The organism is Paenibacillus sp. FSL H3-0302 (assembly GCF_037982245.1).
Taxonomy (GTDB): Bacteria; Bacillota; Bacilli; order Paenibacillales; family Paenibacillaceae; genus Paenibacillus_AQ; species Paenibacillus_AQ odorifer.
Map to the genome: position 1 here is coordinate 5,324,028 of NZ_CP150284.1, position 13,914 is coordinate 5,337,941.

The 13,914-nt window shown below is 46.1% G+C and carries 16 protein-coding genes; all 16 read right to left on the minus strand.

Features of this window, described 5'->3' with window-relative positions; all coding sequences use genetic code 11:
• Positions 1-368: 368 nt before the first annotated feature.
• Positions 369-1,124: a DNA repair protein RecO gene (recO, locus tag MHH50_RS23795; protein ID WP_036683821.1), complete on the minus strand. Its 756-nt coding sequence runs from the start codon at positions 1,122-1,124 to the stop codon at positions 369-371.
• A 36-nt stretch (positions 1,125-1,160) separates the two neighbouring features.
• Positions 1,161-1,304, minus strand: coding sequence for a YqzL family protein (locus MHH50_RS23800; RefSeq protein ID WP_076098533.1), 144 nt, complete (start codon positions 1,302-1,304; stop codon positions 1,161-1,163).
• 113 nt (positions 1,305-1,417) lie between these two features.
• Complete coding sequence (gene era, locus MHH50_RS23805; protein ID WP_036683823.1) at positions 1,418-2,311, minus strand: GTPase Era; 894 nt, start codon at positions 2,309-2,311, stop codon at positions 1,418-1,420.
• Positions 2,312-2,985: 674 nt separating this feature from the next.
• Positions 2,986-3,405: a cytidine deaminase gene (locus MHH50_RS23810; protein WP_076129005.1), complete on the minus strand. Its 420-nt coding sequence runs from the start codon at positions 3,403-3,405 to the stop codon at positions 2,986-2,988.
• 241 nt (positions 3,406-3,646) lie between these two features.
• On the minus strand, positions 3,647-4,042 hold the full coding sequence (locus MHH50_RS23815) for a diacylglycerol kinase family protein (protein WP_076129003.1): 396 nt from the start codon (positions 4,040-4,042) through the stop codon (positions 3,647-3,649).
• Entirely contained in the window at positions 4,042-4,539 is a 498-nt protein-coding gene (ybeY, locus tag MHH50_RS23820; protein ID WP_076306385.1) for an rRNA maturation RNase YbeY, read from the minus strand. The genes MHH50_RS23815 and ybeY overlap by 1 nt, the downstream gene beginning before the upstream one ends.
• A complete protein-coding gene (locus MHH50_RS23825; protein WP_076185262.1) occupies positions 4,536-6,791 on the minus strand; it encodes an HDIG domain-containing metalloprotein in 2,256 nt (751 codons plus the stop codon). The genes ybeY and MHH50_RS23825 overlap by 4 nt, the downstream gene beginning before the upstream one ends.
• A gap of 14 nt (positions 6,792-6,805) precedes the next feature.
• Positions 6,806-7,777: a PhoH family protein gene (locus tag MHH50_RS23830; RefSeq protein ID WP_036683834.1), complete on the minus strand. Its 972-nt coding sequence runs from the start codon at positions 7,775-7,777 to the stop codon at positions 6,806-6,808.
• Positions 7,778-7,792: 15 nt separating this feature from the next.
• Entirely contained in the window at positions 7,793-8,974 is a 1,182-nt protein-coding gene (gene yqfD / locus MHH50_RS23835; protein WP_076128997.1) for a sporulation protein YqfD, read from the minus strand.
• Positions 8,971-9,264, minus strand: coding sequence for a sporulation protein YqfC (yqfC, locus tag MHH50_RS23840; RefSeq protein WP_036683844.1), 294 nt, complete (start codon positions 9,262-9,264; stop codon positions 8,971-8,973). Before yqfC ends, yqfD begins: the two co-directional genes overlap by 4 nt.
• A 172-nt stretch (positions 9,265-9,436) precedes the next feature.
• Positions 9,437-10,015 carry a hypothetical protein gene (locus MHH50_RS23845; RefSeq protein ID WP_340033523.1) on the minus strand — a complete coding sequence of 193 codons (579 nt, stop codon included), beginning with the start codon at positions 10,013-10,015 and terminating at the stop codon, positions 9,437-9,439.
• A gap of 18 nt (positions 10,016-10,033) precedes the next feature.
• Positions 10,034-11,038, minus strand: a complete 1,005-nt coding sequence (floA, locus tag MHH50_RS23850) for a flotillin-like protein FloA (protein WP_036683849.1) — start codon at positions 11,036-11,038, stop codon at positions 10,034-10,036.
• A gap of 55 nt (positions 11,039-11,093) precedes the next feature.
• On the minus strand, positions 11,094-12,479 hold the full coding sequence (locus MHH50_RS23855; protein WP_076306383.1) for an NfeD family protein: 1,386 nt from the start codon (positions 12,477-12,479) through the stop codon (positions 11,094-11,096).
• A gap of 118 nt (positions 12,480-12,597) precedes the next feature.
• Positions 12,598-13,041, minus strand: a complete 444-nt coding sequence (locus MHH50_RS23860) for a GatB/YqeY domain-containing protein (protein WP_036683862.1) — start codon at positions 13,039-13,041, stop codon at positions 12,598-12,600.
• A 15-nt stretch (positions 13,042-13,056) separates the two neighbouring features.
• Complete coding sequence (gene rpsU, locus MHH50_RS23865; RefSeq protein ID WP_036657994.1) at positions 13,057-13,230, minus strand: 30S ribosomal protein S21; 174 nt, start codon at positions 13,228-13,230, stop codon at positions 13,057-13,059.
• A 139-nt stretch (positions 13,231-13,369) separates the two neighbouring features.
• Entirely contained in the window at positions 13,370-13,729 is a 360-nt protein-coding gene (locus MHH50_RS23870; RefSeq protein WP_036683863.1) for a histidine triad nucleotide-binding protein, read from the minus strand.
• Between the last annotated feature and the right edge of the window lie 185 nt (positions 13,730-13,914).

Here is a 13,914-nt window from a genome sequence, read left to right on the forward strand (position 1 = left end):
TCTACCATGGAGGCGGCACTTTTAGCTTCTGACAGCAACAAAAAGCCCCCGCCCCCATGCCTGATTAACAGACATAGGGACGAGAGCTTAACTTATTCTCCCGCGGTTCCACCCTACTTGATTTCATACCTTGTATAAGCAAGTTTGCTGCCAAAACAAGAACGAAATCCACTTTCATTCGCCGCATTCGTACTCCCGGGTGCCATGTTCATGAACGTTGTCCCGCTAGGCTTCCACTGCCCCCAGCTCGCTGAATAACGACAATACAGTCCACTACTTTCCCGATCAATGCACGCCTCTCCCCATTTGGAGCATAACGACGATCATATAATAAACTGAGCCTATAGTAACGGAAAAATCAGCTTTCGTCAAATCTTGTACTTGTCGAGCTGGTCTAGGAAACTTTGTGACTTCAGCTTTAATCCGAGTTGCACATCCATAAAGGCCCGCATAATTTTTTTCAGCTCATCCCGGCTGCTTTCCTTTACATCCACATTGCCTAGTCTAGTCAGATCAAGTCTGGCGAATAATCGCAGCAGCTTCAACGCACGAGCAGAGACCTCCATGGCTGGAGGGTCATTATGTTTACAACTGCGGCACAGTGCTCCACCAAGGCGAGGGCTGACCAGCAGTTGATCATCCGGCTTCTCGGCACCACAAATTACACAAGAATCGAATTCAGGACCATAACCGGCTGCCTGTAAGATTTTCATTTCAAAGACATTTATGATAACGCCGGGTTCCTTGTCCTCTTCAAGTGCATTAAGACAGGCCGTAAGCTGGCGAAACCAGAAGCTTCCCGTTTCCTCATCATGCAGAACACGATCAAGCAGTTCACACGCATAAGACGCATAAGCAGCTTTGATCAAATCCTCACGCAGCGGATGGTGCGACTTCGTAATTTCGCCAGAATTCAGTGTCCCAAGTCCTCCATTATTTCTAAAAAAAACAAATTCCCCAACGGTGAACAGTTGGATCAATGCAGCATGGCGGCTTTTGACCTTCTTTGCGCCACGCACCAGAACCCCTACTTTTCCCGCGTTCTCGGTGCAAAGCGTAATAATTGCGTTCCCCTCGCCGTAGTCCATGCTGCGGATGACGATCCCTTCCACCCTGTGTAGCATGCCTCTTCCCCCAACCATTCGGCAAGCAACCAGTCCTTATTGCGCTTCTTCATCACAGGCCTTCTCTTCCTCCACTAGCTGTAATCCACTATCTTCAAGCGGATGGCCAGCTTCCTTATACAGCAGGTAAGCATCGACGTCTCCTGTCATTGCAAAATACTTCCACGAAAAGTTTCGCATTCGTATTCATCCTTTCTTGGGAAAGACGATGTCTCTTATCAAGAATTAGGATGGTGCGATGGAGCAGGTTCTATCCTTGCAATTCCTACCAAACGAGGAATAACGGAATTAACTTAAAGGTCTTTATGGAAGCCCAAATCCCGCAGAACGCGGTCCTGATTGCGCCAATCTTTTTTCACTTTTACCCATAGCTCCAGAAAAATCTTCGAACCCAGCAGGTTCTCAATATCTGTCCGAGCCCGTCTGCCGACCTCTTTCAGCATTGCCCCTTGCTTGCCGATAATAATTCCCTTTTGCGAATCACGCTCAACAAAAATAACAGCTGAAACATGCACCACTCCATTAGGCTCAACCTTCATATCTTCGATGGCTACAGCAATAGAGTGCGGCACTTCTTCACGAGTCAAATGCAGAATTTTCTCCCGGATTAATTCCGCGCAGACAAATTGCTCGGGGTGATCCGTGATTTGATCTTCCGGATAATACTGAGGGCCTTCCGGCAAGTACTTGGCAACCTGCTCTAACAGCGTGTTAACATTGCTGCCCATCTTCGCAGAAATCGGAATAATTTCGGCAAAATCATGCAGCTTGTTATATTGAGCCATAAGCGGGAGCAGAGCTTCCGGCTCTATTTTATCGATCTTGTTGAGCACTAGAATCACCGGTGTCTTCAGACCATTTAATTGCTCGGCAATGTAACGGTCTCCACCGCCCAAGCCCTCTGACGCATCCACAAGGAATAACACTGCTTCTACTTCACCCAGTGTACTCATTGCAGTCTGGTTCATGTAGTCGCCTAGCTTGGACTGTCTTTTATGAATCCCCGGTGTATCCAGGAATACGATTTGTGAAGTGTTTGTTGTGTAAACACCATGGATTTTGTTTCTGGTTGTTTGTGGCTTATCCGACATAATAGCAATCTTCTGGCCAATGACCTGGTTCATGAGTGTTGATTTACCTACGTTTGGTCTGCCGATAATTGCGACAAAGCCTGATTTGAATTTCATATTATCTTCCTTCCATACTTACCTTCTAGTTCAATCTTTTTCAATCATTCAATCTTTTTTTAAAAGCTTTTTCGCTGCCCCTAAATCCCCCTTACCCAAGGGGACTCCACGGGTCCCGGTCCTCTGGACACCCGGAAATAGGAGCACCTGCAACGTTCGGCAGGATTAGAGGGACGGTCGTGCAGGAGCGCTTTTGTGCCCTGTTGGGAACACGCTACACTGTCACTTATTAACACGGTTCGCATTAAGCTCACCATAGATAAAGATTACTGAGATGCAGCTTACGGTCAGGGTTCAAGTTACGATGTGCAAAGTATCGCTGGCGGCTTTTGCCGTGGCGCTTACCTCGTAATGTTACTCTAAAAACACATAGTTTGCACCAGTTTAGCCTAACTTGGTAGAACTAGAACACTTTTAATTGTACTTTGTACAACTAATTTTAGGTTGAGTTTATGTTTTTGGTGTTTTAGTTGTATTTTGTGCAATTAAATCCTGTCTTAAGAGCCAAATATGGGCTTTATCATAAATTTAATTGTACTATCTGCAACTAAATTCATTTTTGTCGCGAAAGAGTAGCAATTTAACTGTACATTGTGCAATTAAAGTAGCAACCTTCGTCTAACTATGCCTGATTTGCCCTTAAACAGGCACAGGCATTAAATCAAAATCTCATTTTATTCTGGAGCTTGTCCTTGCTTCAGATCTACGGGACCAAAAGCGCCTGGAAGCAATTCTCCCACCGTAGTCTCAACGATATCACCCTTCATGTTCCCAAGAATAACCTTCATATCCGGCGAACACAACTCAATCATTACTTGCCGGCACACACCGCAAGGTGAAACGGGGCCGTCAGAGTCAGCTACTACGGCAATTGCTTTAAAAGAACCAACAGCGTGTCCATCCGCAATCGCACGGAATAGTGCTGTCCGTTCCGCACAGTTGGTTGGCCCAAAAGCAGCATTTTCCACATTACAGCCGTGGTGAATATGACCATCCTGATCAAGAAGGGCAGCTCCCACTCCGAATCGGGAATATGGAATGTAAGCTTTTGCTCGTGCTTTAATCGCCTCTTGCATAAGAAGAGTAGAATCCATATTTTGACCTCCTAAAGTTTTGTGAGTATTGACTTCATTGATTTTTCTTCGCACAAAACACACTTCGTAAACATCTAATTAGTTTCGTTTATCGTTATTTTTTCAGCGTGCGCTAAATTTTATCAGTGTACTTCATGAGATATATTCGGGTACATAACTCACTTCAAATTATTCAGTAACGAAAGAGGCGGAATCGCAAAACGCGGGTCCGCCTCTCCCCTGAATTGATTTTGTATCCTGATTATGACATAAGTCCGCTAATCCAGTCCATCACAGGGTGATAAAAAACATAGATCCCGACTAAGACAGCAAACACCGCCGTGAGAAGCACAGCTCCTGCGGCGGTATCTTTTGCTCTCTTAGCCAGTGGATGAATCTCTGGCGAGATCAGATCAACCGTCGCTTCAATCGCCGTATTGAGCAATTCGGCAGTTAGGACAAGCGTGATCGAGAACAGCAGCAACATCCAACTGGCCAGCGGAAGTCTGAACACGGCAGCGGCTATTAGCACAACCACCGCTAAACAGCAATGCACCTTCATGTTAAGCTCGGATTTGAATGCCGACACTAAGCCTTGCGATGCAAACCGAAAAGAGTGCCAGAACTTCTTGTGCCCTACCGCCGTGTTCTTCACCATTAGCGCGTCAACCCAACCTGAGATAGTACTTTTTCTTGCTTGGACATCATCTCTGCTTCTGAAGCTTCATCCTGATGATCATATCCTAACAAATGCAGAAATCCGTGAACGAAAAGAAAACCAAGCTCTCGTTCCAGTGAATGGCCATATTCCAGCGCCTGCTCCTGCGCACGAGTTACGGAAATGATTATATCCCCAAGTACGTCTGGAACATCTTCCAGCGCCTCGCCTTCCTCTACCTCGTATATAATGTCCAGCTCGTCCTCTCCGCTTTCATTCATAGCAAAAGAAAGCACGTCCGTCGGACGGTCAATTCCCCGATACTCCATATTCAACTCATGTATACGAGCGTTATCGACAAAAGTAAGAGCTACCTCGCCCTGATCGATCCCTTCTGCTTCACCTGCTTTTTGCAAAATGCTCTCCAGCAGCGTAATGAGATCGTCCTTTATCTCGTATTCTTCCTGCTCGTTATCCCAAACGATCTCCAAACTCATGGGTTAGGTGCCCCTTCCTCTTTTTTCGGCTTACGCACATCTTCTGGATATTCGATCCGTGAGTGGAAAATTCCCATAACCGTCTCCTTCAGAGTCCGTGCAATAATATCCAATTCTTTAATCGTCAAATCACATTCGTCAAACTGATGATCATCCAGTCGACTTTTAATAATCTTCTCAATCATCGTTTCCACCTGCAGAACAGTTGGCTTACGCAATGATCTCACTGCAGCCTCGACACTGTCGGCAATTCCCACTACAGCCGCTTCCTTCGACTGGGCTTTCGGTCCAGGGTAACGGAAATCTTCCTCGGTAAAATCAGGCTCGACACCTTTTTCTTCCGCCAGCTTCAGTGCCTTATGGTAAAAATAATGCAGGAACGTTGTTCCATGATGCTGCTCCGCAATATCACGGATTGGTTTTGGCAGCTTATATTCTCGTTGCATTTCCACCCCGTCACGGGCGTGGGCAACGATGATAGATTTACTAAGCTTCGGTTCAATAGAGTCATGTGGATTTTCCATATTATTTTGATTCTCGATAAAATAAAACGGACGTTTTGTTTTGCCAATATCATGATAATACGATCCAACCCGGCACAATAGCCCATCTGCTCCAATCGCTTCCGCGGCAGCTTCTGACAGGTTACCTACCATTACACTATGGTGATAGGTTCCCGGCGTTTCGGTAAGCAGTTTGCGCAGCAGCGGGTGGTTTGGATTAGACAATTCTACCAGCTTCAATGCCGATAGAATACCAAAGGTTGCCTCGAAAAAAGGCATTAGCCCAATCACAAGTACAGCCGTCAATAGTCCCCCTGCAAAAGCAAAACCAACCGAATACAAGGTACCTACCTCTTTCCATGCTCCTCCACCTAACAGTATCTGCATAAAGACTGTCAGACAGCCAAAAAGCGATACCATAATCCCGCCTTTAAGGAGCGTGGAGCGTTGACCCGCACGGTGAGTCGCAAAGATAGCCACGTACGAAACCACGATAGCAAAGAAACCAAAGTTAAAATCAAAGATTGAGTTCTGCTGCACATTCAAAATAACACTCGCCAGTACACTGAATAGAATGGAGCAGAAATAGGCCAAAGGCATGTCCAGAAGCATTGCAATTAACATTGCGCCAATCGCCACCGGTGCCAGGAATCCGATATAAGATCGGACATCGGTCTGCAAAACAGCGGCCAGCCGCATAGAGATAATAGTTATAACAAATACAAGCACCAGCATCAATAGCTGAGAATTGTTGTACTTAAAGCCTGAGGTGCCGCCTGAATAACGAATGAACGCAAGCAAACCGACGGAGAGCATCGCAGAGAGAATCAATAGGCCTAACTGTGGCCAGTAATTCACCTCATTGCTTAGTAGTCCATTCTCATCCAAAAGAGTGTAGAGCTCTGGAGTAATTAGCTGCCCCTTAGCAACAAGCGTGTCCCCTTGCTCAATGAATACATCAGGTGTGTTCTCCCGGGCTTGTACCTTTGCTTCCTTGGTAGCATCCTCATCGTAGAACTTGTTACTTGTGATCACAAGACGCACAAGCTCCTGAACAACCTCACGCGCTGTACGCTGGCTTAGAGAACTAATACTGACCTGTTCCGCTACCTTGGCGCGAGCGGTCTGCGCATCCGTAATCTGATCATTCATCAGCCTAGTCACAATATCTCGGGCGACAGGCTTCATCTCGATAATGTCCTGAGAGGTCAGGCGCGGAATCTTAATGTAAGTCTCTTCCGGAATGACATAGGTCTGCTCTTTGATGACAGATTGCATTTCATCCAAGAGGTGATCTGAATATGTAGCGCTGCCCCGATTGGAAGCTACGAAATTCAAGATGAAATCGCTGGCTCTCTGCGGGATTTCATCACGATAAATCCCCGTCTTATCGCTTTGCGAGATCAGATCATCCTGATTGAGGCGATCTATCCGGTCCAGCAGCGAGGTCACTAGGTTGTCTGCCCTCATCGGGATAATTTTGTACTTGGGAGATACGCTTTCGGCCGCTTCCTCAGCCGCTTTTAACGTAGCTTTGGTGTCCTTAATTTGTTTCGGTGCCGTTATTTCCTTTGCACTGTAAGTATTCTCTTTAATATCATATTTCTTAGGTAGCAATTCTGGCGACAAGCTGAAGTAGAACACTAGTCCGAGTAACAGGAAAAGAGCATAGCGTGTCACTGCGCTATACTTCCATCCGTTGTTCGTATATACAAATCCGCTTAATTTAGATGGTTGCTTTGAAGCCATGAAGACAATCCCCTTTATTGGAGGTTTTCGGCAGAGCGGTCATAGGCAACGATAATTTTCTGCACCAGGGAATGCCGTACTACATCCTGTTCCGCGAAGTAGACAAAGCCAAGTTCTTCTATGCCGGATAAAATCGCTTTGGCTTCAATCAAACCGGATTTCTTGCCGCGGGGCAGGTCAATCTGGGTAACGTCACCTGTAATCACCATTTTGGACCCGAAGCCGAGTCGAGTCAGGAACATTTTCATTTGCTCAGGTGTTGTATTCTGCGCTTCATCCAAGATGATAAATGAATCATCCAATGTACGTCCGCGCATATAAGCCAGCGGAGCAATCTCAATCAATCCCCGTTCAAGTGCCTTAGCCACCTGATCGGGCCCCATAACGTCGTATAATGCATCATAAAGCGGACGCAGATATGGATCTACCTTTTCTTGCAAATCCCCTGGAAGGAATCCTAGACTCTCTCCTGCTTCTACTGCGGGACGCGTAAGAACAATACGCTTAACCGAACCTTCTTTCAGTGCCGTAACTGCAAGCACCACTGCCAAGTAGGTCTTCCCCGTTCCTGCAGGACCGATTCCGAATACAATATCACGCTTCTTGATCGTTGTCACATAATGCTTCTGGCCGACCGTTTTGACACGGATAGGCTTTCCGCGAAAAGTTGTAGTAATTTCTCCTTTGAACAAATCGAGCAATTGATCAGCACGAAAATCTTTCGCCAGTTCCACAGCGTACTGCACATCACGTTCAGTAAGTATGTAACCGCTCCGAATGAGGGACAGTAGCACATTAAACAATTGCCCCAGCATGTCTACTTCCCGCTCAGCTCCACGAATCGTTAGCTCTGCTTCACGCGAATCAATAATGGCGGGAATTTCACTCTCGATGATTTTTAAGAATCCATCCTGCGGGCCAAACAGCGATTGCGCTTCTCCCGCATTTTGCAAAGATATACGAATGCTTGCAGTCTGTTCTGACAAGTAGCCTCATTCTCCTCAATTGTTTACTATTGGCAGTTCTTCGGAAATTTTTTCTTCTACTTCAAAGATCACTTTCATATAAACTTTACCATTCTCTTTCTTCTCATGCAAAACTTTTTGACTTTTGATGACGCTATCAACACCATATCGAGCTAAAATATCATTCTTCGCCCGCTCAATTCCCCTCGCTACTCCAGCTTCTGGAGTTATCGTATCCTTTGTTTCATTGATCTCCATTTCTTTCTCAGTCATCAGGCCCAGCGGCAGCTCAATAGAGCGCCAAGATAGCGGATCATGCTCTGTGAGCGTCTTTGAATTCTCAAAGGAGGATTTGCCATAACCCCACAGCTGAATAGCCCATTTCCCCAACACGAGATAGGTGCGATCCTTACGCTCCCCAGTGTAGGTGCTATTGGTTGTTTCAAGCGGAACCTCGATATTGTACTCATGCCAAACCAACCCCTTAACCTCACCCTTGGCTACCACATACTCTACATTTTCTTCGTCTCCAAGAGCACCGGAAATCAGGATATCCCCTTTTTTCACACGCGAATTACGCGCTACTACCGGTCTGCCCTGCTCCGCATATATTTCTGTTACCACCGCATCTGTTCGGCTAATTAAATGCCGTTGGCTAAGCAAAGGTTTGATATCGGGCTGTTTAGCCTCTACAACCTGAATTTTGATGCTCGTCCCCGTCCGTTGCAGCCCTATCCAAGAAACACCCGGTAAATGGGCCAGCAGCCCCTTAGAGAGCTTGTCCGGCTCCTCCAGACGCCATATCCACTGAAAAGGATACACACCCTCCTGGCGAGCGGCAGCCAATATATCCTCAGAAGCAATTTTTTCATTCCCTTCGACTCTAATACTCCATACCATCGTAGATAACATAAAAAGTGTAATTCCAAACATCAAAATACCTATGCCAAAAAATTTCCTTTTCCACAGCCGCGCCATAAGAAATGGAAGTCCGCTTCTACCGGTAACGTGCATACGACAGCCTGTCTTTTTTAAAATCGGCCGGAGGACATAAAAATCATCCAGAAGCAGCTTAAGGGAAGCGCCGCCCTCAGCGGGCCTCACATCCCAAATCATGATTCCTGCTTCAGAAATGAAATTAATAAATCGCTCCACCTGAGGTCCCGTCACATGCAGTGTAACGAACCCCCGCAGTGATGACAGAGGTGGCTCCTTCATGATCTCTCCTCGCTTTCGTTATATCTGATCTCCCCGATAACGCCTTCTACAGCCAATTCCTGGCCTAGAATATTTCGGATGACAAGTCCCTCGCCCGTGATTTCAAGCGATCCTTTAGCTAACGCGAGCTTAAGCTGACCAGAGGAAAAATGCAGCACGCCGCGATGATTCTCAATATGCAGTTCCTTATTGCCGATCAGGGTGATCCGGGGCATTTCCTGTAATAAGTCCTGTGGTAGATCCAGTACCCCGTTTGTCCATCCCCGCAGCCTGCGGCCAATACGGGTCATAAGTAGACGTTCCCCCTTCCTGCCTTCTGTACACCTTATGCGGCAACGCTTTTTTTTATGAGAAGAAGTAACAAAGGAGGACCCTTCTAGTGTGAAAAAAGCAAAAAAAGCCCCGGCAACCTATCGTAAAGATAGGAAACCGAGGCTTGATTGTTACTATGATCCGTAAATATTATCTTCGGGTGGAATGCGGCTGACGAGAACGCGGTGGACCCAGAATCTCTGCCCAGACTACACCATTGCGCAGGTCGTCCCGACTCCCTGTTCCATGTGTCTGGTCTGCCGCAGAGGGTGAGTTTGTGTTCTTATTCTTATTTGATCTTTTGGTATCTGCACCCGCTATCCCGTCAAAAGCAGATTGAAGGCGCCGTACCTCTTCTTGCATTCTTTGTGTGCGTAATTCAACTCCGTCATCGGCATGCTCCAAAGACATTCCTTCTCCAGTAGAATAATCTGGAGTTGGTATATACGCGGGTTCTGGAAAGGCAGGAGAGGCATCATACTCCCGGTTATCCTCTGACCTCAACTGTCGGGAAGAGGTGCTAACAGGAGCAGGAAATCCACTGCCAGACTCCGCTTGGCCCCCTCCATCGATATCCGGGCGCTTTACCCGGCGGAGCGGAGAATCCTCTCCGCCCCCAAAAGTGGGCATTCCCCCGCGAGGAGCTCCTTTGGGCTTGTTTTTAGTTGCTTTATTCACATTGGATACGATCGCGAATATAATAACCGCAATAATATAGATCCAGCTCATGGAGATTCACATCCCCTTTTATTTATTATTGTTAGGACGGTTATTGTCGTCCTGATCATTCATTTTGCCGAGAGAGCCCCGCATTTGGGTATCTGCCTCGATGTTTTTGATATTCATATAATCCATCACGCCGATTTGGCCATTTCTGAGCGCCTCAGCCATTGCCATAGGCACCTGAGATTCAGCTTCCACAACAAGCGCCTTCATCTCTACTACGCGCGCCTTCATCTCTTGCTCGTGAGCGACAGCCATCGCTCTGCGCTCTTCCGCTTTGGCTTGGGCAATGCGTTTATCTGCTTCTGCTTGCTCGGTTTGTAGATAAGCACCGATGTTCTTGCCTACATCGATATCCGCAATATCAATGGAGAGGATCTCAAAAGCAGTACCTGAGTCCAGACCTTTGGACAATACCGTCCGCGAAATCAAATCCGGGTTCTCAAGGACATCTTTATGGGAATCACTCGAACCTACTGTCGTTACAATCCCTTCACCAACACGGGCAATAATCGTTTCTTCACCCGCACCACCCACGAGGCGGTCGATATTGGCACGAACAGTTACGCGCGCTTTTACCTTAACTTCAATCCCGTTCTTAGCAACAGCCGCAACAACCGGTGTCTCAATTACACGAGGGTTAACGCTCATTTGCACAGCCTGCAGCACATCACGACCTGCAAGATCAATGGCTGCTGCGCGAGTAAATTCCAAAGGAATATCTGCACGTTGTGCTGCAATAAGCGCATTAACAACACGGTCTACGTTACCACCTGCGAGATAGTGACTCTCCAGTTGATTAATGTTCAGTCCAAGACCTGCCTTAGTCGCTTTAATCATTGGGTTAACGATACGACTTGGGGTTACACGACGCAGTCTCATCGCCACCAGCGTAATAATACTGATTCTAACGCCCGATGCTAATGCTGAAATCCAGAGCATAACCGGGAAGAAACTTAAAAACACGCTCAATACAATAATCACCACTACCGCGATGAACAGAATAGGAATCAAAGATGCTTCACCCATACTATATAACCTCCGTAAATTTGTTGTAGAACTATTATTGGTTCCAGTGTTTACCTTATTCCTTGATTTCTTTCACAACAATCCGTCCGCCCTCTACTTTAATAACAGAGACCGGTGCATTAGCACTAATAAAACTACCTTCTGTAACAACATCCACTCGTTCGCCGCCTATCATAGCTGTTCCTGAGGGACGAAGTGGAGTAATACTGGTTCCTGTAGCGCCTAATAAGCTAAGCTTCTCTTCTACAGGCACAAATCCCTGATCTTTAGTAAGGCTTTCCTTCAAAATAAATCTGTTCCATATCCCTCGTTCTTTAAAAATGACCGCAACAATTACTACAACTATAGTCGCAGCTACGAAAGAGATACCTAGACTGAGCAGTGCATGCTTATAGCTGTAAGCAGCTCGTACAACACCCGCTACAAGGCTGACAGAACCTAGGAGCCCCAATATTCCGAAGCTAGGCACAAAGAGCTCCAGCACAAGCATGACAAGCCCAATGATAAACAAGAGCCAAGTTTCCGCTCCGGCGAATCCTGCAACATAGTTGCCGAAGAAATATAACACAAAAGCCAACGTCCCGATAATTCCTGGCGCACCAAAGCCTGGAACAATCAGTTCAATGACAACGCCTGTAATCCCAATGAACAGCAGAATCGTCATAATAATCGGATTGGTCAGAAATTGCGACATTTTTTCCGCACCGGTATGCTCTACGCGAAAGATGTCGTCTGTAGTATATCCAAGCCACTGAATTGCCTCTTCAGGGGTATCTGTAATTTGATCAGCGTAACCAGCTTTTAAAGCTTCTTCACTAGACAAGGCAATGATTTCTCCCTGTGTCTTAGTCACTCCAAGCTCTGGCTTATCCACGACCAAATTATTATCCACCATTCCAGCAGCAATGTCTGGATCACGATCATTCAGAGCAGCAGCGCCGATCATTTTAGATCTCCAGTAGGATATCATTTTGGCATCATCGACTTTTTGACCATTCATGTCTACCAAGGAAGCGGAGCCGATCATACTGCCCGGCTTCATGATTATTGCACCTGCATTAAGTGCTATGTAACTGCCTGCAGAAGCGGCATCACCTTTAATATAGGCAGCTGTTGGTATTTCACTCTCTCTTACCATCGTCCCAATCTCTTCTGCCGATTTCACCAGCCCTCCAGGTGTATCGACCTCTAGTAGAATAAGGACTGCTCCATAATTAGCGGCTTCTTCAAATCCTCTTTCCAAAAAGCTTTGCAAACCCCGTTCAATCTTTTGATCTACCGGAATAATAAACACGGGACCTTTTTTCAGCTCACTGTTCGTAACCCCCGGTGTTTTCGGGGCTGCCCCGTCAGCGCTTACATTCGTTGCAAAGGGTGTCAGGAGGAGTAACAGCAGGACCACAGGAATGCTAGCTAACAGTATTTTCCGTAATCTTCTCAATGATTTTACCTCCCTTCTTTAGCTTGACCCAGAACTCATAACCCTTAATACGCTGAAATTGGATTTACGTTTCATAACATAGAAAAGCACCCCTTTTGCAAGGGGTGCTAGTGCTATATTATTGCAGAAATTGCAGAACCGCCTGGTTCACGAGTTTACCATCAGCGCGACCTTTGACCTTAGGCATCAGTGCGCTCATGACCTTCCCCATTTCGCTCTTCGAAGAAGCACCGGTTTCCTGGATGGTCTGCTGTACAATTACTTTAATTTCTTCTTCGGAAAGTTGCTCGGGAAGATATTTAATAATAATCTCGATTTCTGCTTTTGTACTCGCGGCAAGCTCGTCGCGACCCGCTGATTCAAATTCTTGGAGGGCATCTTTGCGCTGTTTGATTTCACGACTAAGGATATCAAGCACTTCGTTGTCGTCCAATGTTCTCTTCAGATCTATTTCAAGATACTTTATTGTAGAACGAACCATTCGAATCGTGGAGAGCGTGAACTTGTCCTTACTCTTCATCGCTTGCTTCATATCTTCGTTCAATCTCTCGCTAAGATTCATGCGTGGGTAATCCTCCTAAAACTTTCTCTTACGAGCAGCCTCAGACTTCAGCTTTTTCTTAACGCTCGGCTTTTCGTAATGTTTGCGTTTCTTCACCTCAGCCAAGACACCATCTTTTGCGATGGAACGTTTAAAGCGACGAAGTGCAGCATCAATTGTCTCGTTTTTGCGAACTTTCGTTTCAGACACAGGTTTCCCCTCCCTCCGACCATACCGTCCAAGAGCATAACACGGTTTATCAAACTCCATTATAGGTCAAACGGAAATAACGTGTCAACCTTCGTGCTATTCTTTTTTCTGGCAAGTTCTTCAACATTAAATGATTATGCTATGCGTGCGAAGCTGAGTTTCCAGTGAGCGCACCCAGCTTGGCTCCACCCAGCAGGTGATAATGAAGATGAGGCACAGCTTGTCCACTATCAGGTCCGCAATTATTGATTAAACGATAACCAGACTCAGCAATTCCAAGGTCTTTGGCGATCTGTTGGGCTACACTGTGGATTTCAGCAATTAGCGGAAGATCCTCAGGTGTAACATCATTCATTGAAGCAATGAACTTCTTGGGAATGATCAACACATGTACCGGTGCAGCCGGCTCGATGTCGTAAAATGCAAGAATACGTTCATTCTCAAATACTTTTTTGGAAGGAATAGTACCCTCAATAATTTTGCTAAACACGGTCTCCATAGAGTGCTTGCCTCCTAAAAATTGGTGAAATCCCACTTCATCATAAGATAATCATACAGGATAATCATCAAATACGAAAGCAGCAAGCAAACTCAGCATAATCTGCCCTAAACTGTATCTGTTACAGAATGAACCATTAAATAAATATATCAACACCGTTAGGCCTAAAAAAGACAAAAAAAAGA

Bases quoted from the DNA above. Each gene is read 5' to 3' on its own strand.
- MHH50_RS23815 (WP_076129003.1), bottom strand. From the start codon at position 4,042: ATGGTGAAGAACACGGCGGTAGGGCACAAGAAGTTCTGGCACTCTTTT.
- MHH50_RS23870 (WP_036683863.1), bottom strand. From the start codon at position 13,729: ATGGAGACCGTGTTTAGCAAAATTATTGAGGGTACTATTCCTTCCAAA.
- era (WP_036683823.1), bottom strand. From the start codon at position 2,311: ATGAAATTCAAATCAGGCTTTGTCGCAATTATCGGCAGACCAAACGTA.
- recO (WP_036683821.1), bottom strand. From the start codon at position 1,124: ATGCTACACAGGGTGGAAGGGATCGTCATCCGCAGCATGGACTACGGC.
- MHH50_RS23810 (WP_076129005.1), bottom strand. From the start codon at position 3,405: ATGGATTCTACTCTTCTTATGCAAGAGGCGATTAAAGCACGAGCAAAA.
- yqfC (WP_036683844.1), bottom strand. From the start codon at position 9,264: ATGACCCGTATTGGCCGCAGGCTGCGGGGATGGACAAACGGGGTACTG.
- floA (WP_036683849.1), bottom strand. From the start codon at position 11,038: ATGGGTGAAGCATCTTTGATTCCTATTCTGTTCATCGCGGTAGTGGTG.
- MHH50_RS23800 (WP_076098533.1), bottom strand. From the start codon at position 1,304: ATGCGAAACTTTTCGTGGAAGTATTTTGCAATGACAGGAGACGTCGAT.
- ybeY (WP_076306385.1), bottom strand. From the start codon at position 4,539: ATGAGTTTGGAGATCGTTTGGGATAACGAGCAGGAAGAATACGAGATA.
- MHH50_RS23845 (WP_340033523.1), bottom strand. From the start codon at position 10,015: ATGAGCTGGATCTATATTATTGCGGTTATTATATTCGCGATCGTATCC.
- MHH50_RS23825 (WP_076185262.1), bottom strand. From the start codon at position 6,791: ATGGCTTCAAAGCAACCATCTAAATTAAGCGGATTTGTATATACGAAC.
- yqfD (WP_076128997.1), bottom strand. From the start codon at position 8,974: ATGAAGGAGCCACCTCTGTCATCACTGCGGGGGTTCGTTACACTGCAT.
- MHH50_RS23860 (WP_036683862.1), bottom strand. From the start codon at position 13,041: ATGAATCTTAGCGAGAGATTGAACGAAGATATGAAGCAAGCGATGAAG.